Origin of the sequence: Paenibacillus chitinolyticus, from assembly GCF_045038035.1 — a bacterium.
Taxonomy (GTDB): Bacteria; Bacillota; Bacilli; order Paenibacillales; family NBRC-103111; genus Paenibacillus_F; species Paenibacillus_F chitinolyticus_A.
In genome coordinates this window covers 1,428,185-1,451,077 of sequence record NZ_CP173427.1, presented here as the reverse complement: position 1 = coordinate 1,451,077, position 22,893 = coordinate 1,428,185, and the positions used below count along the sequence as shown (strand labels likewise).

Below are 22,893 nucleotides of genomic sequence, written 5' to 3'. Positions count from 1 at the left end.
CGTCTTGACGTCTACGGCCCTTTCTTTTTTGCCATTAAAAAAGTCCCCCATCCCTAAAACCGCAAAAACGGTCAAAGGGACGAGAGACGTCAGTAACTAACCATCACCCGTGGTGCCACCCACATTCCGAAAATCGGCGGCCTGCGGCGCGGAAAGTCCGGCCCGGCTGATTTTCGCTTCATACGGTTAACGCCCGTCTACGCAAAACGGCTAATGAGACGCGGTCTGCACGGCAGGTTCCAAGGAACAAGCACCGGCAGCCCTCTGTTCACCGATTGTCCTCCGGGAGGTCTTACGCTCGGCCATCATAAGGAAGCTTGCAGCCAGGGCTTCCCTCTCTGAGTACGTGGAGTCGAACGACTTCATCCCTTCAGCGGATCAAAGTTTTTCAGGGTTGTATTAGAGATGATTGTAAACGGCTCTCCCGGCAAAGTCAAGCTTTTCCCTTACCAAGTTTCCGCCCATTTTTGCAGCTCGTCCATAACCGGTTCGAGGCCCTTGCCTTTCTCGGTCAGTTCGTATTCGATCCGTACAGGCGTCTCCGGGTAAACGTGCCGGATCAGAATTCCCGCCGCCTCCAGCTCTTTGAAGCGTTCGGACAGCATTCTGTCGCTCATGCTCGGAATCATATCGGATATATCTTTAAAACGCTTGGGACCGCTCAAAAGGACCCGGATGATCAACCCTGTCCAACGTTTTCCAAGCAGTTCAAACGCATTCTCGAATTTGGGACACAAATGAAAATCTGCCATGCGACATCATCTCCTTAGTTACATCTTACCATAGTGACTTGTCAAAAGTAAGTCTATTAAGCTAATATCCCGCCGACGGCCCGGTTATGCCTTCACCTGCTCATCCGCCGCCGGGCTGTCATTTCTTTAAACCTTTTTCGGCCATTTGAAAAATGCGGGTTCTACTCTAGCGCCTCCCTCATAGAATAGGATCATAGAGTTCGTGAATCATAGAGCCGAACAGACAGGAGGTTGGCTATGCTTCCCCGGTTTTTCACCCGAATAGACAAGCTGCTTGCGATTTACGGTGCCGTTGCGGCCGCCAGTTTTGCCGTCACCCTGCTCTTCGCCCATCAGTCCGGAGAAAAAGGCCCGCCCCCTCCTGCTTATGCCTATGCGCAAATAACGGCGCCCAACGGGGTCGAGCTGCATGTGGCGAAAACCAAACCCGAACGGATCGCGCTCAAAGCCGTAAAAGGCAACATCATGGAGCTGTCGGAGTTCGGAATTAACGGCGGCTTTTTCTGGCAGGGCAACCTGCTCAGCATCGCCGTTATGAACGACCGGCCGGTCAAAGGGGCGCAGGGCGAATACGGATCGGGCTGGTTCAATACCGGCCATAAGCGGGGAACCCTCGTCTGGGACGGTGCGGCCCGGCAGTTTACGGTCCAGCAGGCGTCAGACGCGGCCGAGCTGAAGGTAGCGGACCGCAGCCGCTACTGGGCTCAAGGCGGAATCTCCATGAGCCTGCAAAACGAAGCCGACTGGCGCAAGCTCGCCAAGGAGGAGAATATGCCGGCCCTGAACGAAGCCCGCATGCGGACCGGCATCGTGTACGACAAAAGCAACGCCGTCTGGCTGGTCGTAACGCCGACACCGTGCACCGGCGAGCAGTTCCGCGCCGCAATCGCGGGATCGCTGGGCAGAAGCGGACTCGTAGACGGCGTATTCCTGGACGGGAACGGCTCCTCCCAGCTCAAGGTGGCGCAGGCTTCCCTGCCGGGCGACAAAAGGCAAATCTATCAGATGATTGCCCTGCATTGACAATCCGTTCTTGCGAGAATATGAGGCCATAAAAAGAAAAGAGCCTGCAGCATTAAGCTGCAGACTGTCCATGGATATCTATATCGTAAAGGGGGTCGATATTTAGTATAGGGCGCGAACATTAATCCCAGATGAAAATCAAGTTACAATTTCGTTACAATCTCGGACAATCTTATGACGCCGCGGGTTTTGCGCCTTTGCTTTCGGCGTATTTATGCAAATCCATGATCAGCATAAAGGTATCGCCGTTGGTCAGGTTCTGCTTGTCCTTGATAGTCGCGAGCGACGTTTCCTGCACGATTCCGCGCTTGGAAAGCTCGGCTAGAGCGTCATCCTTCGAAACCGCGATGCCCAGTCCCTGTGTTATCGTATAGGCAGCCTGATCGAGCGTCAGCGCGGACTTCTTGCGCGCTTCCTCGTCGATCCCTTTCAGCGAACCGCTCGGGTCGCCGCCGTAAGCCGACGGGATGATTTTCTTCATCCGGGTGATATAGTTCACCATGCGCTGCGGGTTTGACACTTTGTCCAGCTCAAACTCGTTCTTGTAGCCGCCGCCTACGAGAGACATGGATACGGCTGCTTTGAGACCTTCATACTGCTTATGGGTCATAAACGGCTGCGGCTTCATGCTGAAAGGCTTAAGATCCACACCCTGTTTGTTCAGCATGTCTTGAAGCTTCGCAATATTCTCCTTCGAAGCGGCAAGCTCGCGGAAGCTCAGGCCCGCATCTTTGGCCAGCTTGGCCGCGGCGCCGGCCGCTTCACCTTCGGCCATGCCGACCGGGATGACACGGGCGCTGCCGTGCGGAAGCGTGTCGTAAGAAGCCGCGCGCCCGACGACGAGCAGCCCGTCCACCTTCTTGGGCACGATGCTCCGGAAAGGAATCGCGTACTGCTCCGGCTGCGTGACGACCATTCCGGTGTCCGTCGGAGCCAGACGCTGAATATCGACCGGATACGAGCCGAACGCGATCCGGTCCCATTGGTCGCGGTTTTCCAGCAGGTCGATAATATTCAGCCGGTATTCCCCCTGAATGTGGCGCGTCTCCCTGACGTACAGCTCCGGAGCCGTTCCCGCGAGTTCGACACCCGCGAATTCGGGGTAGTTCTTTTTCAGGAAACCGACCACGTTCGGAATTTCTTTCTTCGCGATTTCAAACGCCTCGGCACGCGACTTCGCGTCCAGACCGTCGATATTGAAAATTTGCAGGGCATTGATCAGCACCATGTCGCCGTCCTGGCGGCCGATGTTCAGACCGCGCATCTTCACGCGTTCCGGGTTAAGCGCCGGGTAGTTGTAAAGCTCTTTGTAACCCCATGCGCTGACTTCGTTGGCATCTGACATCGGGTCGTCGTCCGTTTTCAAATGCTTGCTGATCTGGGACCAGACTTCAGGCGTCACATTTTTCAGCTTGAAAACAAGCGTGACCGCCATTTTGGCGTTTTTGTTGCCCAAATCTTCCAGCCCGTATGTAAAAGGCACGCCCGCCGCCGCGGCGATATCGCCGTCTTGGGTCGCATCGATCACCGCATTCGCACGGATTTCCTGCTTCGTTCCGTCTTCTTTTGTAAGGGTGATGCCTTCTACGCGAGTCTGCTGTCCCTGATTGGACAAGAGCGGCTCGATGGATTTAAGTTTAAGCATAAGATCGATATTTTTTTCGCCGCGCACCATGTCGTAGAAGGCGTTCGCCGCCGTGTTGATGCTGAAGGAATCGCCTTCGATTTTACTGTACCATTCGGAAAAAAGGCCTTTGTTCAGCACGTCGTGCGGATTGAGCACGGACGGATTCGGCACATAGTTCATGTCGATGCTGTTCAGCCAGCCGAGTGTCATCAGGCCGCCGAGAATTTCCCGGTCGTGCCCGTCCACCAGCAGGGTCTTCTGCCCGTTTCGGGCGGCGGACACCGCTGCTGTTACGCCCTCGGGGTCCGTACCGACGACGATCACATCATACTGCTTCTCCAGATTCGACGCCGACTTCACTTCGGACAGCGTATGCTGAACGATCGGTTTCGGTTTGTTGTGATGGCGGTACTGCCAGTAAAGTGCGGCTGCGGCTGCGATTACGGTCAGCACGATCAGCAGGCACATCCAGACGATCCAGGATTTTGATGCGGCATGCTTCGAATGGTTGCTCTTACTCTTTGTCATGGGGCACCTTCCTCATTGTATTCCAACTGCTTGCGTTACTGCTTGCGTCCCGGTCATGTGGTCCTGCGTGCATGGGGTTGTTCCGGAGCTTTTTCCGGTTTAGAGCACTACATATGATTACGTCCGGGACAGCGGAGAGTAGGGGAGTTGAACCCGTTATCCGCCTTAGGGTGTACCTCTCGGTTTTGTAGGGTCGTGACCTTATTTGAATCCCCGGAACTGCGGGAAATTCAAGCACCACTTCTTCTTATACGGGAATGAAGCCGAACGGTCTCCGCCAATCGGCTAAAAGCTTCATTTCCTCCTAAAAATGACCATGATTAGTGTAACATATTTTGCAAGGGGGACAAAGGCTTAAAGCCGGATGAGCTCCCGCGTCTCCCTTATTCGCGCAAAATGAAAACCGGCCTTCCGCTGGGAGGCCGGTCTCGTTAACGCGGCGGCACTTTGGCCGTCCGTTTGAATCTTCCTTGCACGGGGGCGATTTCCCCGCTCGCTTCCATCCCGGACAGCTCCGCTCCGGCACGTATTCTTTCGGAATAAGCGGAATGAGCGAGCTGGCTCTCCGGCTGGGTCATTTGCTTTTCTTTAAGGGATCGGCGCATGGTGTAGGAAGGCTCCTCTGTCTAGTGGCGCGCCGGCGGAAGTTCTTCCCCGTAGAGAAGGCCCTCCGGCCGGCGGCTTCGACTTTTAGCCTGTCCCAAGAGCTGCCGCATTATGCCAGCCCTGCCCCCGCCCGATTAAGCTTTACTTTCGAGAATAAGCGTGACCGGCCCCCAGTTGGTGAAAGTGACATCCATCATTTGTCCGAACGCCCCCGTTTCCACATGAAGGCCCTGTTCGCGGAGAAGGCCGTTGAACTTATCGTACAAAGCCTCTGCCTGCTCGGGCCGGGCCGCTCCCATAAAATTCGGTCTTCTGCCTTTCCGGCAGTCCCCGTACAGGGTAAACTGCGAAACGGAAAGCACGCTGCCGCCGATATCTTTCACGGAAAAGTTCATTTTCTCCTGTTCGTCCTCGAAAATGCGCAAGCCCGCTATCTTGTCCGCCAAATATTTGGCGTCCTCTTCGGTATCTTCATGGCCCACCCCTACCAGAAGCATCAAGCCCCTGTCGATGCGGCCGACGATTTCCCCGTCTACCGTAACCTGCGCTTCCTTGCTGCGCTGTACCACGACTTTCATTAATTCCACTCTCCCTGCCGAAAGTGCTTATTGCATAATCCGCTGAACGGAATATACGTCCTCCACCCGCTTGATCTTCTCCACAACGGCATGTAGGTGCTCGATGTTGCGGATCAGGATGGTCATGTGAATCATGGCCATTTTGTTCTTGTCGGAACGGCCGGAAACCGCGGAAATCATCGTTTTGCTTTCCGAAACGACCTGAAGCACTTCGTTCAGCAGACCGCGGCGGTCATGCCCCGTGATTTCGATTTCCACGTGGAAATTCGATTCCACGGAATCCGCCCACTCGACCTCGATGACGCGGTTGCCTTCCTCCGTGTTCTCTCCCGGAATGTTCGTACAGTCCGTCCGGTGAACCGACACCCCGCGGCCGCGCGTGATGTAGCCGATAATGTCGTCGCCCGGCACCGGGTTGCAGCATCTCGCGAAGCGGATCAGGAGGTTATCCACTCCTTTTACCCTTACGCCGCTGACCGGTCTGCTTTTCTTCTCGGCGGGAGCCGCCTTGACTTCCTTGACCTCGTTGGTCAATTCCATCGCCTGGGCTTCTTCCGCTTCCTTCTCTTTGCGAAGCTTCTCCGTAAGCTTCGTACATATCTGAGCGGCGGTGATTCCGCCGAACCCGATAGCGGACATCATATCTTCGATATCGTTAAAAGCGAATTTCTTGGCCGCCTCCAGCAGCTTCTCGTCCGTCATAAGCATCTGCGGATCGAAAGACAGCCGCTTCAGCTCGCGTTCGATGGCTTCGCGGCCTTTGGCCACGTTCTCCTCGCGCTTTTCTTTCTTGAACCACTGCTTGATTTTGCTGCGCGCGTGCGAGGACTGGGCGATTTTCACCCAATCCTGGCTGGGTCCGTACGAATGCTTGGACGTTAAAATTTCGACGATATCGCCCGTTTTGAGCTTGTGGTCCAGCGGCACGATCCGGCCGTTGATTTTGGCTCCGATGGTGCGATTGCCGACTTCGGTATGAATGCGGTACGCAAAATCAAGCGGGACCGCGCCCGCCGGAAGCTCGATAACCTCCCCTTTGGGAGTAAAAACAAAAACAAGATCGGTAAAGAAATCCATCTTCATGGATTCCATAAATTCCGACGCGTTGTCTGTTTCTTTCTGCAGCTCGAGAATTTCACGGAACCACTGCATTTTGTCGCTGAACGTTCCCTCGGGGGAGCCGTTGCCTTCTTTGTAGGCCCAGTGGGCCGCGATTCCGTATTCGGCGGTTTTGTGCATCTCCCAAGTCCGGATCTGGACTTCGAGCGGCTCGCCCTTCGGGCCGATTACCGTCGTATGGAGCGACTGGTACATGTTCGGCTTCGGCATGGCGATATAGTCTTTAAAACGTCCCGGCATCGGCTTCCACAGCGTGTGGATAATCCCGAGCGCGGCGTAGCAATCCTTAATATTGTCAACGATGACGCGCAGGGCCATCAGATCGTAGATCTCGTTAAACTGCTTGTTGCGCGAAGACATTTTTTTATGGATGGAATAAATGTGCTTGGGCCTGCCGGAAATATCGCCTTCGATTCCCATTTCGCGGAGCTTGTCCTGGATATTCCGGATGACGTCCTCGATGTACTTCTCCCGTTCCGTCCGCTTCTTCTGCATGAGATTGACGATCCGGTAATACTGCTGCGGGTTCAGATAACGGAGCGCGATATCTTCCATTTCCCATTTGATGGCGGAAATACCGAGCCGGTGGGCGATCGGGCAGAAGATTTCGAGCGTCTCGTCGGCGATCCGCCGCTGGCTCTCTTCGGACTGGTACTTGAGGGTCCGCATATTATGCAGCCGGTCGGCCAGTTTAATAAGAATGACGCGGATATCTTGCGCCATCGCCACGAACATTTTGCGGTAGTTCTCGTTCTGCTGCTCTTCTTTGGTTTTAAACTTGATCCGCTCCAGCTTGGTCAAACCGTCTACCAGCATGGCGCAGGTTCTGCCGAATTTATCTTGGACGGCCTCAAGCGAAACCGTAGTGTCTTCCACGACATCGTGAAGCAGAGCCGCAATTATGGACGTCACGTCCATTTGCATGTCGACCAGAATGTCGGCAACGGCCAGAGGATGTAAAATATAAGGCTCTCCGGATTTACGCACCTGCCCGTGATGGGCTTGTTCCGCGAACTCGTACGCCTCTTTGATTCGGTTGAGTTCTGTCTCTTTAAAGTACTGTGCCGCCTTTTCCAGCAACTGCTCTATTCCCATGAATAAACCCTTTCTACGAAACATGGATATTTCTATTCATTATGCCTAAATTGTGCGCCTTGCGTCAACTGTCAAGCCCGCTCAAAACAAGAAAATTCGGGAAATGACGACCTTTTTCCGCAAATTCTCCTTCCGGTCCGAAAAAAGCTATAGACGAATCCCGAAAATCTGCTACACTTGTCGATGGAACTCTAGCTATCATCGCTTAAACGCGATAAAGGAGGAAATGTTCGGACATGAGTAACCGTACCATCGGGGTTGAAGAACGGCCATCTCTTGGCAAAACCATTCCGCTGAGCCTGCAGCATTTGTTCGCCATGTTTGGCTCCACTGTTCTCGTTCCCGCGCTGTTTCAAGTCAACCCGGCCATCGTGCTGCTGATGAACGGGATCGGAACCCTGCTCTACATCTTTCTGTGTAAAGGAAAAATTCCGGCCTATCTGGGCTCCAGCTTCGCCTTCATTTCGCCGGTGCTCGCCGTGCTCGCCACCAAGAGCTACAATTCCGCGCTGGGCGGCTTCATCATCGTCGGAATCGTCTTCGTGCTTGTCGCTCTGCTGGTCAAGCTAGTCGGGACGAAATGGATCGACGTCGTTTTCCCGCCGGCCGCCATGGGCGCCATCGTTGCCGTTATCGGGCTTGAGCTGGCACCGACAGCCGCAGACATGGCCGGATTCCTGCCGAAGGACGGCGCTCCCCTCGACAGCAAAGCGCTGCTCGTCTCCATCGTTACCCTGCTGATCGCCCTGCTGGGCAACGTCCTGTTCCGCGGCTTTATGAAAATCATTCCGATTCTCGTCTCGATCGTAATCGGATATATCTTAGCCGCCGCAGTCGGTATCGTGGACTTCGCCAAAGTTTCGGAAGCGAACTGGTTCGCTCTGCCGCAGGTGTACACGCCGCAGTTCGACCTCACTTCCATCGTGCTCATCCTGCCTGCGGCCCTTGTCGTGATCGCCGAGCATATCGGTCATCTCGTCGTAACCGGCAACATCGTCGGCAAGGACTTGTCCAAGGATCCCGGACTGGACCGCTCGCTGCTCGGCAACGGGATCTCTACTATCCTGTCCGGTTTCGTCGGTTCTACGCCGAATACGACCTATGGCGAAAACATCGGCGTACTTGCGTTGACTCGTGTATACTCCACCTGGGTCATCGGCGGCGCGGCCTGCTTTGCCATCGTACTCTCCTTCTCCGGCAAGCTTGCCGCACTGATCATGACCATCCCGACTCCGGTGATGGGCGGCGTTTCGCTCCTGCTCTTCGGAGTGATCGGCGCATCCGGTATCCGGATGCTGGTCGAAAGCAAAGTCGATTATTCCAAGGCGACTAATCTGATTTTGACTTCCATCGTGCTTATTATCGGCCTCAGCGGCGCGGCCCTCAAAATCGATTCCTTCGAGCTGAAAGGCATGGCGCTGGCGACCGTATCGGCTATCGTGCTCAGCCTTTTCTTCAAACTGGTCGAGGTGTTGAAGCTTTCGAACGATTAGTTCATCTGCGTCGTTCAAGAAAAAAGTCATGTATAAAAAGCCTGCTCTCCGCAAGGAGAACAGGCCTTTTTTGGTATCGGAACTTAACCTTAGTACTGGATTAAAGTGAAGACGTCTTTGCCCTCAGGCAGCTGCTTGCGGCCGTTCAAATAAGTCAGCTCGATCAGGAATGCCGAACCCACGACTTCTCCGCCCAGTTGTTCGATCAGATTGACGCAAGTTTTGATGGTGCCGCCGGTTGCGAGCAGATCGTCTGCAATCAGCACGCGCTGACCCGGTTTGATCGCATTGTCATGCACCGCCAGCTTGTCTTTGCCGTACTCCAGGGAGTAGTCCGCTTCAATGGTTTTGCCCGGCAGCTTGCCGCTCTTGCGGATCGGCACGAAACCTACTCCGAGCGCATAGGCAAGAGGAGCGCCCACGACGAACCCGCGTGCTTCCGGACCGGCGATCAGGTCGATTTCCTTGTCTTTGACGAAACGGGCGATCTCGTCGATCGCTTCTTTGTATACAGCCCCATTTTGCAGCAGGGTCGTAATGTCTTTAAAACGGATGCCCGGCTGCGGGAAATCTTCGATGACGCGGATGTACTCTTTGAAATTCATGGGGATTCCTCCATTTATGTGGGTTGCGCGGACGACAGCTGCTGCGGTGAACGGCAGCCTGCAATCCAGTCGCTTAATTCTTTGGCGGACGTATACACGCAGACGCGGTCGACTTCCGCGCGCGACAGACGTTCCTGGTATTTTCTCGAGGTCGTCAGGTCACGCTTGGACGGAGCGGCTACCGGGCGGACGACGCCTCCGGCTTTCTCGATAAATCCCAGCTCCTCGAACACATCGAGGACGAAAGAGATCATCGCGGCCGATAAGCCCGACCGGCGGCTGAACGATTGCAGCAGGGCGGGATTGCGCATATCCCACATGCCCTGCTGCCTGACGGACGCGTAGACCGCTTTGAACTGGTCACGCGTAGGCATCGCGCCGCCATCCTGCGGCACGGGATCGGCGAAGACGGCATAGCACCGGCGAATGCCGTCCGCCTGAGCGAGCGCCCGCTCCAGCTGCGCGAGCGAGCGGGGAGCCGTGCAGAGGACAATGTCGGTCATTTCCGGGAACTGAAGTTCCCGGGCCGTTTCATTGTCCGCTGCCAGGCTCCCGTCCGGCAGGCACCGCCACACGGGGCCTGCCGGACGCCCGCCGGCGCCGGGCGCCCGGTCCTCTTCGCCGAAGAGGACAAGGGCCGGCGGCCGGGCGGAGCCGCGCCCCGGAAGGGCGGCGAGCCGCTCGCCGAGCGCGGCCAGGTCTTCGCCGACGCGCGCGGCGGGTTTGCCTCTCCAGTCGAAGACCTGGAGAGCCGGGATGCGCAAGTCCTGCAGCATGAGCTGCGGCTTGCGCACGCCGTTCCACTCATTGACGGAGAGTTCTCCGACAATGTCAACGGGCGCCTGCGGCGTCATCAGGCTGCCGAGCCAGCCTTTGCCGAAGCCCACGGCCTCGACTCCGGCCGCGATCTCGGCGGCGGCATCCGTGAGAACCAGCTTGAGATGCTGGCGCTCCCGGCCCATCAGCTTGATTTCATCGAGACGGAGGCCGCTGAACAAAATCTTCGGCGCCGGATTGCCTACTCCGAACGGCGCCAGCTTCTCCAGCTCCTCGATGCATTCGAGGGGCACCTCGCTGAGGCTGCATTCCGCATCGACGGCAAGCAGCGGGATAAAATCTTCCGCAGTGAGCCATTCTCCGGCTAGAACGTTCAGCCTCCGTTCAAACTCGGCGATGTTCTCCCTGCGCAGCGACATGCCGGCTGCAGCCTGGTGCCCGCCGTAATGATCCAGGAGATCGGCGCAGTGCGTCAGCGCCTGATACATATCGAACCCCGCGATCGAGCGGGCGGAACCTTTGGCCATGCCCGTATCTGGATCTATGCTGAGCACGATGGTCGGCCGGTAATAAGTGTCGACCAAACGCGAAGCCACGATACCGACGACACCGACATTCCATTTTTCACCGGAAACGACGAGAAAGTTTTTGGGCGTTTCTCCCCGCTTCAAAGCTTCGTCCTGTTCTTCTTGCACGGCGGCCTTAGCCAGTCCCGTCAGCTCGTCTACAATGAACTGGCGTTCTTTGTTCAGCAGATCGAGCTCTTCCGCGATTGATACCGCTTCGGCATCGTCTTCCGTCACCAGAAGCTTGAGAGCCGTCGAGGCATGCTCGAGCCTGCCGCTGGCATTGATCCGGGGCGCGAGGCTGAATCCGATGTGCGTGGCATTCACTGCGCTCCGGTCGACACCCGAGACGTCCATCAAGGCACGCAGTCCGGGATAAGCCGACTTTCTCATTCGTTCCAGTCCGAGCTTAACGATAAGCCGGTTCTCGTCATGCAGCGGCATTAAATCCGCTACGGTGCCGATTGCGGCAATCTCCAGCAATTCTTCGGGCAGACGGCCCAGCAGTCCCTGAGCCAGCTTTAAAGCGACTCCAACACCTGCAAGCCCCTTAAACGGATAGGGGCAGGTTTCTTTCTTGGGATTAATCAAGGCAAGCGGCTGAGGCAGCGTACCGGGCGGTTCATGATGGTCCGTCACGATGACGTCCATGCCGAGCTCCTGAATATAAGCGACTTCTTCTACCGCACTTACACCGGTATCGACCGTGATAATTAGAGATACTCCTTGCTCTTTGGCGAGATCAACGGCCCCTTTATTCAAACCGTAGCCTTCTTTGACTCGATGCGGAATGTAGGTGTCGAAATTGGCGCCCAAACCTCGGAGCAGGTGAGCCATAAGCGCCGTCGAGCTGACTCCGTCCGCATCGTAGTCGCCGTAGACACGAATTTTTTGTCCACTGCCGAGAGCGGATCGGATCCGGCTGACCGCCGTTTCCATGCCTTCCATCAGGAAAGGATCATGAAAATGACCGCTTCCTCCGCTGAGAAACTGTTCGGCTTCGGGAACGCTGCTAACTCCGCGCAGCACAAGCAGCCTGGCAAGCAGCGGATCGATCCCGAGAGCATCGCAAAGCTGCCCGGCAACGGCCTCGTCTCCAGCGCCCAACCGCCATCTTGCTTTGGATTCCAGCACGTTGTTCCTCCTAAACTTGCATAATCATTTCTTTGCTCGTTCGTTAATGAAGCATCTGCGCGCTGTCATTTGCAGCGGCATCAATACCTTGTTTGTAAGGATATCCCGAATCGTAAGGGAATACGTGAATCGTGACATCCGAAAGGTGTATAAATTTTTTCATGAGCTGGTACTTGACCGATCTTGCAATATCGTTGCCTTCCAGAACGGAAATGCGCGGATTCACGCTGATTCTGAGCTCCACAATGACATAATGCCCGTGTTCCCGGGCTCGGAGGTCTTCTACGGAAATGACGCCCTTTACGCCTTGTACGGCGTCGATCATATCCCGCGCATCTTCCTGATGCAGGGCACGGTCCATCGTTTTCTGAAGCGCGTCGGTAATCACCCCGTAGCTGTTTTTAACGATAAGAAGGGTGACGGCGACGGCTGCTGCCGGGTCCAGGTAGTACATAAACCCCCAGCCCATTTTTTCACCGATCAGAGCGCCTCCTACCCCGGCCAGCGCCATAATCGAGGAATACACGCCGGAACGGTGTTCCCATGTGCCGATCATCAGATCGCGTGAGCCGAGCTTTTTCCCGACCCAGTAATTGTACCGGAACATGACTTCTTTGCAAACAAGGGAAGCGATAACGGCAATAAGCGCGTAGCTCTCGGGCGGGTTATGTACGCCGGAAACCATATCCTTCACCGCGTTCATACTGATTTCCACGGAAATGATCGTCATAATGACCGCAATTAGAATCGCGGCTATGGATTCCGCTTTGTCACGACCGTAGGAGCGGCCATGGTCGACGGGAGTTCCCGGCGCTTTCAGACTTCGCAGCGAAGCGAATGAACCCGCTGTATCCGAAGCGGAATGCACGGCGTCCGCCAAGAGGCTCCGGCTTCCCGCCATCACGCCGACCACACCCTTAAGAACCGTAAGACCGATGTTGCCACCTATTCCAATCCACGCGGCGACTTCGGCTTTCTGAAATCGTTCGTCTGACATGTCGACTCTCCTAAATGAATAGTTTGCTGGGTGACGCTTCTATCTCATGTCAAGGAAAAGCCGCGGGAACAAGGATTCACGCGGCAGTGAGCTTATTCTTTTGCGGCTGCGGCAGGAGCGGCTTTGCGCTTGTTGCCGAGCGAATTTCTTTTGAGCAGGTACCACAGCGGGCTCGCGATACAGATGGAAGAGTATGCGCCGCTTGTCAGACCGATGATTTTCGCCAGGGCGAATAATTTAATAGATTCGCTGCCGAAAATAAAGAGGCAGACAGCCGCGATCAATACGGTAAGAACCGTGTTGATGTTCCGGGCCATCGTTTGCCATGTGCTGTCATGAACAAGCTTCTCCAGATCTTCCGGAGTTTTCAGCTTGGCGAAACGAAGGTTTTCACGAATCCGGTCGAAGATAACGATCTTGTCGTTAATCGAGTAACCGACGGTAGTCAGTACGGCGGCTACGAACGGCAAGTCGACCTCGAAACGGAAAATGGCAAACATTGCGACGACTATAAACGCATCGTGAAGAATGGAAATGATGGCGGCTAACGCGAATCTCCATTCAAACCGGATACTCACATAGATGCTGATCGCGACACTCGCGATGAGAATACCGATGATCGCTTTAATGGCAAGTTCCTTGGCAATGTCGGGCGATACGGTGTTCACTTCCATGGACACCTTATCTTTATAAGGGGCTTCGAAAGCCGCCTTGATTTTATCGACCTGTTCTTTGCCCAGAATTTCATCGAAACGGGTGGAAACGCGGTCGCCGTTGGCTCCGCCGATCGTTACCGTCTGATCAAAGCCCGCGCCTTTGTAAATTTCCTGCGCCTTCTCTTTGGTGATCGCTTGTCCTACCGAAACGTCGATGGAAGTACCCGCTTTAAAGTCGACGCCGTAATTCATTTGGAACAGCAGGAGCGTCACAATACCGGCCAATACAAGTATACCGGAGATTGCGAAGAAGATGTTCCGGTGTTTGACAAAGTTGAATTTGTTACTATAGTTCACGGATTTCCGCCTCCTTCACGCCAAAATAGCCGGGCTTTTTAAACACATTACCCTTAATGAGCAGGTGAATGAGGAATCTCGAGAAGAACACGTTCGTCAAGATACTCACGATAATACTGAGCATCGTGGTCAAAGCAAAGCCTTTGATAGCTCCGTTGCCGATATAGTAGAGCACAAGGCTGGAAATGATATTGGTGATATTCGCGTCCATAATCGTACGGAAAGAGGCTTTGGAGCCCGCTTTAAGCGAAGAAGGAATGCTCTTGCCGCTGCGGATTTCTTCTTTGATCCGTTCGTACGTAATAATGTTGGCGTCGACCGCCATCCCGATCCCGAGCACGAGTGCCGCAATCCCCGGAAGGGTAAGTGTCGCGTTGATCCAGTCAAACAGCACGAGAAGCAGCCAAGTATACGTGATAAGCGTAAAGGCCGCAATAATACCCGGCAGACGGTAAAGGAGAATCATAAAGACCAGAATGATAACGGATGCGATAATACCCGCGCGGATCGTTTGCTCCAGAGACATCTGTCCGAGGGAGGCGCCGACTACCTGCGTGTATTTCTCCGTCAATTTCAGAGGGAGGGCACCGAGGTTGATCGTGTCGGCCAGTTTTTGCGCTTCTTCGAAAGTAAAGCTGCCTGAAATCGTAGCTACGTCGCTGTCGATCGGCGTGTTAACCATCGGCGAGGACAGCATTTCCTCATCAAGATAAATCGCAAGGGGCTTGCCTACCATTTTTGTAGTCACATCTTTAAATTTGCTGCGGTCTTTCATCTTAATTTGTACAACCGGACGATTCGTCGAATCGTAACCGACCGAGGCTCCACCTTCGACAAAATCCGTACCGATCAGCATGTTATTGCCTTCCGGGTCGCGGAATGTAAGGGAAGACGGTTTGCCGATTTGCTTGCGCACCTCATCTTCGTTCTGGACGCCCGCCAGACGGACACGGATACGGTTTTCGCCTTCGGCGAGAACTTCCGGCTCCGCTACGCCGAGCTTGTCCGCGCGCTGCGCGATGCTTTCCGCCGCTTTCTTCAAAGTTGCGGGTGTTACTTTCTGACCGGCCGTAAACGGCTCAGCCACGTAGAGGATCTCAAACCCTCCTTTTAAATCCAAACCGAGCTTGATCTTGCCAAGAAGCCCGGGACTCGTCGTTGCGATCACGGCCAGCGTGACAATGACGGTTATGAAAAACGCCGAGATCCGTTTTACATTCATGCCTTGATAATCTCCCTTCCCAACTCAATATTCCTATTATACCCACACGCGAAAAACGAGTCAATTTGACGTTTTTTACCACACCAAACAAAAAAAGGCCCGAAAAGCCGATCAGGACCTTCGATACATGCTTAACGTCAAATAATTCATAAACTGATTAGGTTTAAGCGACAAAATATCGTTGACAACCTGATGAAGAGGCGGCAGTCCTTTCTTCTTATACCTGTCGTTTATGCACTCCCAGATTTCTTCCCCCGTAACATGCTCGTAACCGATCATCTGGAACTCCTCCGCCTTGCTGAGGCATAAGCCTTCGATCATCTCGTTGAGTTCCCGGTCGGTGAGACGCTCGGGTTCGGGTTCCTCTTCCTTGTCTTGCGCAACCGGAATGGCAGCTTCCCCTTCGACCGCCATGTCGAATGCCGGCTCCGCTTCCACTTCAAACGAATCGGCAGGATCGATCACGACCGCTTGCACGGGTTCGGCAGCAGCCGCCGTTTCATCCATTGAGCTGATTTCCACTACCGTTGACGTTGCCGGCGCCTCGTCTGTTTCGGCTTCGCGTCCGGATTCATGCAGCGTTCCGCGGCTTTCTGACCGTCCGTCCAGGACACCCGCTTCATTCTCTTCTTCTATTATCTCTTCGGGTTCCAGCATCGTTTCCAGGGACTCCGCTTCGGCCAGCGCTTCCGCTTCAAGAAGTCCTTCCGGCAACAGCGGGGCTTCCGTTTTTTCTTTGGCGTCTTCCGGCGCCACGGATTGCTCCGCTGCCGCGGCAGATGCCGTCTCCAATTTGTCCGTTTCCGAATTCATATTTATTCCCCCCTTAGCTGCTGTAACGGCAACGTACACGTTCTGTTCCTTACTTGCTATATTCGCTTACAAAAACGGGTTTTCCTGCATCGCCCTGCCCCTATTCCCAAAAAGTTTGGCATGAGCTTGGCCATTGCCCGCATATCCTCTAGTAGAACCCGTTACGGAAGAGGGAGTGAACGTTGACCAAGCAGTCTTTTCTAAAAGGGACGATGATTTTGCTGGCCGCAGGCATCGTAAACCGGATTCTCGGTTTCATCCCGCGGATCACGCTTCCCCGGGTAATCGGCGCCGAAGGTGTCGGCCTCTATCAGATGGGCTGGCCGTTCCTGATCGTTATTCTTACGATTGTAACCGGAGGCATTCCCCTTGCCGTATCCAAACTCGTGGCCGAGGCGGAAGCCGAGCGCAACTACCGCCGTTCGGCGCGCATTCTTAAGCTCGCCCTCACGCTTTCCGTGAGCATATCGGGGATCTTTACCGCAGTCTGCATACTGGGAGCGCGCTGGATAACCTCCCATCTGCTGACGGACGAGCGCGTCTATTATACTTTTCTCTGCATGAGCCCGATTATACCGATTATCGCCGTATCCTCGGTTCTCCGGGGCTATTTCCAGGGAAAGCAGGACATGATCCCCACGGCGACTTCCCAGACCATAGAGACGCTGGTGCGCATCGTCATGGTTCTGCTCTGCTCCTTCGCCCTGCTTCCTTACGGCATTTCATGGGCGGCCGCCGGTGCCATGATCGGCGTCACCATCGGTGAAATCGCGGGCATGCTCGTGCTTCTCATCCATTACAAGCTGCAGCGCAAAAATAACATGCCCGTGAAGAAGGCGCAGATCGGCACAAGCGCCGCGCAGGGCCGGATGACCCAGCTGCGCCGTCTGCTGACGCTTTCCCTGCCGATTACGGCCAGCCGCCTCGTGGGGGCGGGCTCCTACCTGCTTGAATCCATTCTCATCGCGCACAGTCTTGCGGCCGCCGGTATCGCCACCGCACTCGCGACCGCGCAGTACGGCGCCCTGCAAGGGATGATCATTCCGATCATCCTGCTGCCGAGCGCCTTGACTTCCTCGCTTTCGGTTTCGCTCGTTCCGTCGCTCAGCGAGGCGGCGGCGCGCAAAGATCTGAAGACCATACACAAACGCATGCATCAGTCGCTGCGCCTCGCGCTTGTTACGGGCGCTCCCTTCGCCGTCATCATGTATGTGCTGGCCGACCCTCTTTGTCTGCTCATGTACGGGCAGAAGGATATCGCAGTCATGCTTAAAATGCTGGCACCGGTCGCGATTTTCATCTACCTGCAGGCTCCTCTTCAGGCCGCGCTGCAGGCGCTGGACAAACCCGGCAGCGCGCTCGTCAATACGCTGATCGGCTCCCTCGTCAAGCTTCTGCTGATCGTATGGCTGGCGAGCAAACCGGAATTCGGCATATTGGGCGCCGTTATGGCCAGCTGCGTGAACATTGTGCTGGTCACCCTCCTCCACGGGTTAAGTGTACTGCGGCATCTGAAGTTTACACTGCGCGGCAGCGATGTGGCCAAAGTGTCCGCCGCCATGGGCATCGCCTCCTTATGCTGCTACGCCGTTTACCGGTCCATCGGCAGCCTGCCCGCCGGTGTCAGTTTCCTCCTCGCCTCGGCTGCCGCCTTAACGGCCTATCTGGCGGCCGTAACGGTACTTAAAATCATTAATAGATCGGACTTGTCCCGATTGCTTACGCTCGGGCGGAAAATCATCCGCAAACCTTGATCCGACGCCGCATACGGAAAAGCCGGTACGCACAGATTCTTGTGCAGTCCGGCTTTTTCATCGTTTAAACCCGGTCCTTTTTATCCACATACAAATAACCCCGGTGATCGACGGAACAGAAGAAAACTTCCTTAAAATCGGCTATCCCCTTCTTCTTAAGCTCGCTCTTGAGCCAGAAACGGGTTTGGCCCACTTTTTGCAGATTATCTTCCTGGACTTTGCCGTCCATGACCAGAGCAACGGGCAGTCCCGCATAACGGATGCGCCCGCTCTCGACCGGTCCCATTTCGGGTTTGCGGCTGGGATGATACTTTTCCACCACACTCAGCTTACCGGATGGCTCTAGGATAGCGAACTCGACATCGGCCACGTTCATAACCTTATGCTGTCTCAGCTGCATCATCAGATCATCGAGGTTGTAGCGCTGTTTACGCATTTCTTCGCGGTTAAGCTTCCCGTGTTCGATGAGGACGCTGGGACGGCCTTCGAATAACGTGCGGAAACGCTGGCTTTTGAGCGTAATGAACGCCATCAGCAGTTGAATGAGCACGAGCGTAATCATCGGCACCATTCCGTTAGCCATGGGCATGCGTATGTCTTCCAGTACAAATACGGCGATTTCGGCAATCATAATCGAAATCACCAGATCGAAAACCGAAAGCTTGCCGATTTCGCGTTTCCCCATAATACGGAGCATGACGAAAACGACAAAATAGATCATAACGGTGCGCAAAAAAATCGTCAGCAGTTCCATGGTATCCTCCCGGAAGGTCCGTTCTCGGAGTTTACCTGGTAGTCTGACCGCCCCTCTTCCCCTTCATGCGGCCCGAAGTCCCTCAATTGTTGCCAAACCAGACTCCGACTAAATACAGGGACGCCAGGGTAAGTGAAAATAGAGAAAACGGCACGCCGATCCGTGCATATTCCCGGAAGGTCAGCCCGTTTTTCCGCGAGACAGCGACTCCGAAGGCCAAAAGACTGGAAAAAGAACTGAAGCTGGTCGCATTGGCGCCTAAGTGGATGCCCGAAAGCAGGACATACCAGAGCCTTCCCGCATGATCCGGAGAGACAGCCTGCAATTGTTCACTCACAATCCGAACGACGGGAACGGAAAATGCGGTCCAGGCCGTCCCGTCCGAAAAAGCCGCGCCGGCGGCGGACATCCAGAGAACGGCCAGCACGGCCCGCTGATCGTCTCCCGAGCTTGCCTTCATCAGCCACGCGGCCGCGGTCTCAAGCACGCCTGTCTGGACGAAAGCGCCGGCGATAAGAAGCCAGCCGGCAGTCAGCGCCAGGAGCGGGACAAAACCGGCCGCGAAACTTTCGAGGCTTTCCCGTCGTTTAATTACCGACCGGAACAATAGGGCTGCTCCCGCTCCGGAAATCCAAATCAGGTCAAGACCCGACAGATCGGCACAAATATAGGCCAACAGGATCAAACCCAGAGCGATGGCCGGATTTCGGATATCCCCCTTGTTTCCATTCATGCCGGAAGCCGCGGTTTGGAGCTCCCGGAGCCTTTCCGGGCTTACGTTCAGCTTATCGGCGTACACCGTCCGGATCATCAGATAAGCGAGAACCAGAAGAACGGCATGGAGGGGACCCAGCACGAGCAAGACGCGCGTCAGGCCAAGCTCGCCGGCTGTTCCGATCAGCCTGGCCGGCATGGTTCCGGCAACGGAGAGGCCGCTTCCGAGGTTGCAGGCCAGCATCATGCCGATTACGAACGGAGAAGGCGGTATCTTCCAGGCTCTCGTAAAAGCCAGGAGAAGCGGCAGAAGAGCCGCCATGGCGGTTAATGCGTCCAGAAGTGCCGATGCGGCGGCGGCCAGCATCATAGACATGGCCAGCATTTTTTGCGGATTCGCCGAAGTTAGCCGGTAAAATCTTACCGCCGTCAGTTGGAGCCATCCCGCTTCTTCGATTACGGCGGCGATTATTCCCATGGTCAGCGCAAGCGCGAGCGCCCTCCACGGGACGGTCTCTATCACGGCGGCTGGGGAACCCGCAATTCCGGCCGCCAATAAAACAGCTGCTCCCGCCAGCGGAAACCAGGCGCGGCAGCGGACAAATTTCAGACTCAAGCCTACCGCCATCAGGGCGACAACTGCAGCCGCTGCGGCCTGCCAGCCGGCATTCTGCACAGCTTCATGCATCTTGTTCCCGTCCCCCTTTCCCACGGAACCGCCGTACAAGCGGAACCTGTACTATTCTTATGAACAGGCCCATAGAATGATGATACCGAAATGTTCTTAAGGGAAAGGGAGGATTATGTCATGATTCCGATTAATAAGGTGAGCCAGGTCCGTCTATCTTCACCATTTCTTTCCGGCCTTCTCTACGCGTTCATTATGCTGGTTGCGGGAACTATATTAACGTCGCTGATCCTGCTACTCAGCCGTACACAGGAGTCTTCGCTTTCCACCTTGGCTTATATCACACACGGGATTTCCGTTTTTGTAGGAGGCTGGGTTGCGGGTAAACGCGCGGGACGCAAAGGCTGGTATTACGGCGGGATGCTGGGCATTTTCTACGCGCTGATTGTGTGGACTATCGGCTTCCTTGCGGTTGATGCCGCATTCGATCTGAAAACGCTCACCTTGGCCGGATTCGCTTTCGTTGCGGGCGCTCTCGGCGGTATGATCGGCGTTAATTCCAGCAGTAAATAATGGACCAACCCCTGAAATTGCACACCTACTACTCCGACTATGATATAATATCTTAGTTCTCTTATACCTTTTTGAATTTTAGGGGGAAATGCAATGTATCCGTTACAATCCATGACCCACGCAACCGTATATATTGTGATTTCCATCTACGTTCTCCTGTATTTGTCTTTGCGGAAAAATCCGTTTCTTGTCGCAGGAGCATTCGTACAGGACTTTTTCACAAAACGGAAGTTTTTCTTTCATTTTGCGGCGGTCATGGCTATTCTCTTTTTCAACAAAGTCGAGCTTTGGATTGAATCCAAAATGCACTACACAGCTGATTTCACGGCAAAAATACACGGGCTGGAAGGAGACTTCGTAGCAGGTTTCCAGCACTTGTTCTATAACAACACCGTCACTCTGGTTACCAGTATTTTTTATGTGATCGTATTTCCCTGCCTCATGATCGTATCGATTCTGATTTATACGTACCAGAAGAAATACCGTCTTTTTTATGCGCTTTGCTATACGGTCATGATCAATTACATCATTGCCATTCCGTTTTATTTGTTCTTCCCTGTCCAGGAAGTGTGGGCGTTCCATCCCAACGTAAAGCTGCTGATCTTGGAAGTGTTTCCTAAATTCGAAGCGGAATACCGGCCTTTGTCCGGGCTCGACAATTGTTTCCCGAGCCTGCACACTTCCATTTCCGTTTCCATGGCGCTGCTTGCCGGCCGTTCCCGGATCCGGTTTTGGAAATGGTTTTCCCTCCTCAGCTGCGTGGTGATTATCTTCTCGATCTTCTACCTGGGAATCCACTGGCTGACCGATATGTGCGGCGGTGTCCTTCTCGGTGTGTTCGCGGCCCGTCTCGGCCTGAGCATCAGCGAAGAGCGTCCGTTCTTCAGCAGAGTTCTTCTGCCGCAGCGCAGGCTCCAGGAGCAGGAAGTCGGCGAATAATGTTGCAATGGGCTGCGGATACGTAAAAAAGGCGAGTTCCTTAGACCGGCTGGTCGAGGAACTCGCCTTTTGTGTATGTGATTCGCTCTTATTTTTTCTCTTCTGCAACCGCGCTGCTCGTTACAACGGTGTTAACCGCGGAACGGTCGAATGTCATTTTGGTGGCATCGTTAACGCGCAGAACGACGATGTCGTCGGTAATCTCAAGGATCGTGCCGTGCAGGCCTCCGATCGTAACGATCTTGTCGTTTTTCTTCAAGTTAGCCAGCATCATGTTGCGGGTTTTCGTCCGCTTCTGCTGCGGGCGGATCAGCAGGAAATAAAGAACCAGGAACATCAGAATAAGCGGAATGTACGTCACTAAGCTTCCGTACGGACTAGCATTGGCTGCTGCGGCCAGATTGGACATCGTTGAGATCCTCCTTCAGTTAAAAACCTTTGTCGTTGTCGTGAAGACCATACTTTGTAAAAAACTCGTCCCGGAAATCGCCGAGGCGATCTTCGCGGATGGCTTGTCTGACACCCCTCATCAGTTCAAGCAAAAAATGCAAATTGTGGTACGTGGTCAGCCGGATGCCGAAGGTCTCGTCAGCCTTGATCAGGTGACGGATATAGGCGCGGCTGTAGTTCGTGCACGTGTAGCAGCTGCACTCCGGATCAAGCGGTCCGAGATCGTCGGCGTGTTTCGCGTTGCGGATAACGAGACGTCCGGCGCTCGTCATCACGGTGCCGTTGCGGGCAATCCGTGTCGGCAGTACGCAGTCGAACATATCCACGCCGCGGATAGCGCCTTCGATCAATGCGTCGGGTGAACCCACTCCCATCAGGTAGCGGGGCTTCCCGGCCGGAAGCAGCGGTGTCGTGCATTCCAGCATCTCATACATGAGGTGCTTGGGCTCGCCTACGCTCAATCCTCCAATAGCATACCCCGGGAAATCCATGGAAGTCAACTGCTCCGCGCTCTGCTTGCGCAAATCGGCGTACATGCCGCCCTGCACGATGGCGAACAGTCCCTGGTCGCCCGGACGGGCATGACTCTTCAGGCAGCGCTCCGCCCAGCGGGTCGTACGTTCGAGAGAGTCTTTCACATACTCGTAAGTCGCCGGGTAGGGAGGACATTCGTCGAAGGCCATCATAATATCGGAGCCGAGCGCGTTCTGGATTTCCATGGCTTTCTCCGGCGAGATAAAGAGTTTGTCCCCGTTCAGGTGGGAACGAAACTGCACGCCTTCTTCCGTAATTTTACGGATATCGCTCAGGCTGAATACTTGAAAGCCTCCGCTGTCCGTCAAAATCGGGCGGTCCCAGTTCATAAATTTATGAAGGCCGCCTGCTTTTTTTACAAGCTCGTGACCCGGCCGGAGGAAGAGGTGATACGTGTTGCTCAAAATAATGTGAGCGTCCATCGCTTTCAGCTCTTCCGGACTCATCGTTTTCACCGTTGCCTGGGTGCCTACCGGCATGAAAGCCGGCGTTTCGATCACACCGTGCGGAGTATGCACGCGACCGAGCCTTGCCCCGGTCTGCTTGCAGGTCTTGATATGTTCATAAGTAACCGCAGCCATAGTTGTCTTCCCTTCTGG

At 54.8% G+C, this 22,893-nt stretch carries 20 protein-coding genes; 5 read left to right on the top strand and 15 right to left on the bottom strand.

What is annotated here, in order from left to right; all coding sequences use genetic code 11:
* Positions 1-446: 446 nt before the first annotated feature.
* Positions 447-752: a helix-turn-helix domain-containing protein gene (locus ACI48J_RS06745; protein WP_009674280.1), complete on the bottom strand. Its 306-nt coding sequence runs from the start codon at positions 750-752 to the stop codon at positions 447-449.
* A gap of 237 nt (positions 753-989) precedes the next feature.
* On the opposite strand from ACI48J_RS06745, the gene ACI48J_RS06740 reads away from it, so the two are divergent.
* Positions 990-1,775 carry a phosphodiester glycosidase family protein gene (locus ACI48J_RS06740; protein ID WP_405082239.1) on the top strand — a complete coding sequence of 262 codons (786 nt, stop codon included), beginning with the start codon at positions 990-992 and terminating at the stop codon, positions 1,773-1,775.
* A 172-nt stretch (positions 1,776-1,947) separates the two neighbouring features.
* On the opposite strand, the gene ACI48J_RS06735 is transcribed toward ACI48J_RS06740, so the two are convergent.
* The 4 genes from ACI48J_RS06735 to ACI48J_RS06720 form a co-directional block, all read right to left on the bottom strand.
* Positions 1,948-3,930 (bottom strand): FAD-dependent oxidoreductase, encoded by a 1,983-nt coding sequence (locus ACI48J_RS06735; protein WP_405082238.1) that lies wholly within the window; start codon positions 3,928-3,930, stop codon positions 1,948-1,950.
* 431 nt (positions 3,931-4,361) lie between these two features.
* Complete coding sequence (locus ACI48J_RS06730; RefSeq protein WP_326055289.1) at positions 4,362-4,535, bottom strand: hypothetical protein; 174 nt, start codon at positions 4,533-4,535, stop codon at positions 4,362-4,364.
* 135 nt (positions 4,536-4,670) lie between these two features.
* Complete coding sequence (dtd, locus tag ACI48J_RS06725; RefSeq protein ID WP_405082237.1) at positions 4,671-5,114, bottom strand: D-aminoacyl-tRNA deacylase; 444 nt, start codon at positions 5,112-5,114, stop codon at positions 4,671-4,673.
* A 27-nt stretch (positions 5,115-5,141) separates the two neighbouring features.
* Positions 5,142-7,328, bottom strand: coding sequence for a bifunctional (p)ppGpp synthetase/guanosine-3',5'-bis(diphosphate) 3'-pyrophosphohydrolase (locus ACI48J_RS06720; RefSeq protein ID WP_326055292.1), 2,187 nt, complete (start codon positions 7,326-7,328; stop codon positions 5,142-5,144).
* A gap of 236 nt (positions 7,329-7,564) precedes the next feature.
* On the opposite strand from ACI48J_RS06720, the gene uraA reads away from it, so the two are divergent.
* Complete coding sequence (gene uraA, locus ACI48J_RS06715) at positions 7,565-8,821, top strand: uracil permease (protein ID WP_405082236.1); 1,257 nt, start codon at positions 7,565-7,567, stop codon at positions 8,819-8,821.
* 89 nt (positions 8,822-8,910) lie between these two features.
* On the opposite strand, the gene ACI48J_RS06710 is transcribed toward uraA, so the two are convergent.
* The 6 genes from ACI48J_RS06710 to ACI48J_RS06685 all read right to left on the bottom strand — a co-directional run bounded on the left by ACI48J_RS06710 (position 8,911) and on the right by ACI48J_RS06685 (position 15,948).
* Positions 8,911-9,426 (bottom strand): adenine phosphoribosyltransferase, encoded by a 516-nt coding sequence (locus ACI48J_RS06710; RefSeq protein ID WP_405082235.1) that lies wholly within the window; start codon positions 9,424-9,426, stop codon positions 8,911-8,913.
* A 14-nt stretch (positions 9,427-9,440) separates the two neighbouring features.
* Positions 9,441-11,903: a single-stranded-DNA-specific exonuclease RecJ gene (recJ, locus tag ACI48J_RS06705; RefSeq protein WP_405082234.1), complete on the bottom strand. Its 2,463-nt coding sequence runs from the start codon at positions 11,901-11,903 to the stop codon at positions 9,441-9,443.
* Positions 11,904-11,946: 43 nt separating this feature from the next.
* The gene (locus ACI48J_RS06700; RefSeq protein WP_405082233.1) at positions 11,947-12,900 is read right to left on the bottom strand and encodes a cation diffusion facilitator family transporter; all 954 of its coding nucleotides are present in this window, start codon (positions 12,898-12,900) and stop codon (positions 11,947-11,949) included.
* Between the two features lie 92 nt (positions 12,901-12,992).
* Positions 12,993-13,913 (bottom strand): protein translocase subunit SecF, encoded by a 921-nt coding sequence (secF, locus tag ACI48J_RS06695; protein WP_405082232.1) that lies wholly within the window; start codon positions 13,911-13,913, stop codon positions 12,993-12,995.
* A complete protein-coding gene (secD, locus tag ACI48J_RS06690) occupies positions 13,903-15,135 on the bottom strand; it encodes a protein translocase subunit SecD (protein ID WP_326054345.1) in 1,233 nt (410 codons plus the stop codon). Before secD ends, secF begins: the two co-directional genes overlap by 11 nt.
* Before the next feature lie 111 nt (positions 15,136-15,246).
* Complete coding sequence (locus tag ACI48J_RS06685; RefSeq protein WP_405082231.1) at positions 15,247-15,948, bottom strand: post-transcriptional regulator; 702 nt, start codon at positions 15,946-15,948, stop codon at positions 15,247-15,249.
* Positions 15,949-16,130: 182 nt separating this feature from the next.
* Here ACI48J_RS06685 and spoVB point away from each other — a divergent pair, with 182 nt between their 5' ends.
* Positions 16,131-17,702: a stage V sporulation protein B gene (spoVB, locus tag ACI48J_RS06680; RefSeq protein ID WP_405082230.1), complete on the top strand. Its 1,572-nt coding sequence runs from the start codon at positions 16,131-16,133 to the stop codon at positions 17,700-17,702.
* A gap of 64 nt (positions 17,703-17,766) precedes the next feature.
* Here spoVB and ACI48J_RS06675 read toward each other — a convergent pair whose 3' ends face one another.
* On the bottom strand, positions 17,767-18,456 hold the full coding sequence (locus ACI48J_RS06675) for a DUF421 domain-containing protein (protein ID WP_009671932.1): 690 nt from the start codon (positions 18,454-18,456) through the stop codon (positions 17,767-17,769).
* 82 nt (positions 18,457-18,538) lie between these two features.
* Positions 18,539-19,858, bottom strand: a complete 1,320-nt coding sequence (locus ACI48J_RS06670) for an SLC13 family permease (protein ID WP_405082229.1) — start codon at positions 19,856-19,858, stop codon at positions 18,539-18,541.
* Positions 19,859-19,978: 120 nt separating this feature from the next.
* On the opposite strand from ACI48J_RS06670, the gene ACI48J_RS06665 reads away from it, so the two are divergent.
* The gene (locus ACI48J_RS06665; RefSeq protein WP_405082228.1) at positions 19,979-20,371 is read left to right on the top strand and encodes a TIGR04086 family membrane protein; all 393 of its coding nucleotides are present in this window, start codon (positions 19,979-19,981) and stop codon (positions 20,369-20,371) included.
* Positions 20,372-20,464: 93 nt separating this feature from the next.
* Positions 20,465-21,310: a phosphatase PAP2 family protein gene (locus tag ACI48J_RS06660; RefSeq protein ID WP_326054352.1), complete on the top strand. Its 846-nt coding sequence runs from the start codon at positions 20,465-20,467 to the stop codon at positions 21,308-21,310.
* Between the two features lie 88 nt (positions 21,311-21,398).
* Here ACI48J_RS06660 and yajC read toward each other — a convergent pair whose 3' ends face one another.
* Both yajC and tgt read right to left on the bottom strand, forming a co-directional pair.
* Positions 21,399-21,719 (bottom strand): preprotein translocase subunit YajC, encoded by a 321-nt coding sequence (gene yajC / locus ACI48J_RS06655; protein ID WP_217558169.1) that lies wholly within the window; start codon positions 21,717-21,719, stop codon positions 21,399-21,401.
* A gap of 19 nt (positions 21,720-21,738) precedes the next feature.
* Complete coding sequence (gene tgt / locus ACI48J_RS06650; protein WP_103993343.1) at positions 21,739-22,875, bottom strand: tRNA guanosine(34) transglycosylase Tgt; 1,137 nt, start codon at positions 22,873-22,875, stop codon at positions 21,739-21,741.
* Positions 22,876-22,893: the final 18 nt, after the last annotated feature.

Bases quoted from the DNA above. Each gene is read 5' to 3' on its own strand.
- ACI48J_RS06740 (WP_405082239.1), top strand. From the start codon at position 990: ATGCTTCCCCGGTTTTTCACCCGAATAGACAAGCTGCTTGCGATTTAC.
- ACI48J_RS06685 (WP_405082231.1), bottom strand. From the start codon at position 15,948: ATGAATTCGGAAACGGACAAATTGGAGACGGCATCTGCCGCGGCAGCG.
- ACI48J_RS06730 (WP_326055289.1), bottom strand. From the start codon at position 4,535: ATGCGCCGATCCCTTAAAGAAAAGCAAATGACCCAGCCGGAGAGCCAG.
- ACI48J_RS06675 (WP_009671932.1), bottom strand. From the start codon at position 18,456: ATGGAACTGCTGACGATTTTTTTGCGCACCGTTATGATCTATTTTGTC.
- ACI48J_RS06700 (WP_405082233.1), bottom strand. From the start codon at position 12,900: ATGTCAGACGAACGATTTCAGAAAGCCGAAGTCGCCGCGTGGATTGGA.
- ACI48J_RS06745 (WP_009674280.1), bottom strand. From the start codon at position 752: ATGGCAGATTTTCATTTGTGTCCCAAATTCGAGAATGCGTTTGAACTG.
- ACI48J_RS06710 (WP_405082235.1), bottom strand. From the start codon at position 9,426: ATGAATTTCAAAGAGTACATCCGCGTCATCGAAGATTTCCCGCAGCCG.
- dtd (WP_405082237.1), bottom strand. From the start codon at position 5,114: ATGAAAGTCGTGGTACAGCGCAGCAAGGAAGCGCAGGTTACGGTAGAC.
- ACI48J_RS06670 (WP_405082229.1), bottom strand. From the start codon at position 19,858: ATGCATGAAGCTGTGCAGAATGCCGGCTGGCAGGCCGCAGCGGCTGCA.
- ACI48J_RS06665 (WP_405082228.1), top strand. From the start codon at position 19,979: ATGATTCCGATTAATAAGGTGAGCCAGGTCCGTCTATCTTCACCATTT.
- ACI48J_RS06720 (WP_326055292.1), bottom strand. From the start codon at position 7,328: ATGGGAATAGAGCAGTTGCTGGAAAAGGCGGCACAGTACTTTAAAGAG.
- secD (WP_326054345.1), bottom strand. From the start codon at position 15,135: ATGAATGTAAAACGGATCTCGGCGTTTTTCATAACCGTCATTGTCACG.
- uraA (WP_405082236.1), top strand. From the start codon at position 7,565: ATGAGTAACCGTACCATCGGGGTTGAAGAACGGCCATCTCTTGGCAAA.
- yajC (WP_217558169.1), bottom strand. From the start codon at position 21,719: ATGTCCAATCTGGCCGCAGCAGCCAATGCTAGTCCGTACGGAAGCTTA.
- ACI48J_RS06660 (WP_326054352.1), top strand. From the start codon at position 20,465: ATGTATCCGTTACAATCCATGACCCACGCAACCGTATATATTGTGATT.
- ACI48J_RS06735 (WP_405082238.1), bottom strand. From the start codon at position 3,930: ATGACAAAGAGTAAGAGCAACCATTCGAAGCATGCCGCATCAAAATCC.
- tgt (WP_103993343.1), bottom strand. From the start codon at position 22,875: ATGGCTGCGGTTACTTATGAACATATCAAGACCTGCAAGCAGACCGGG.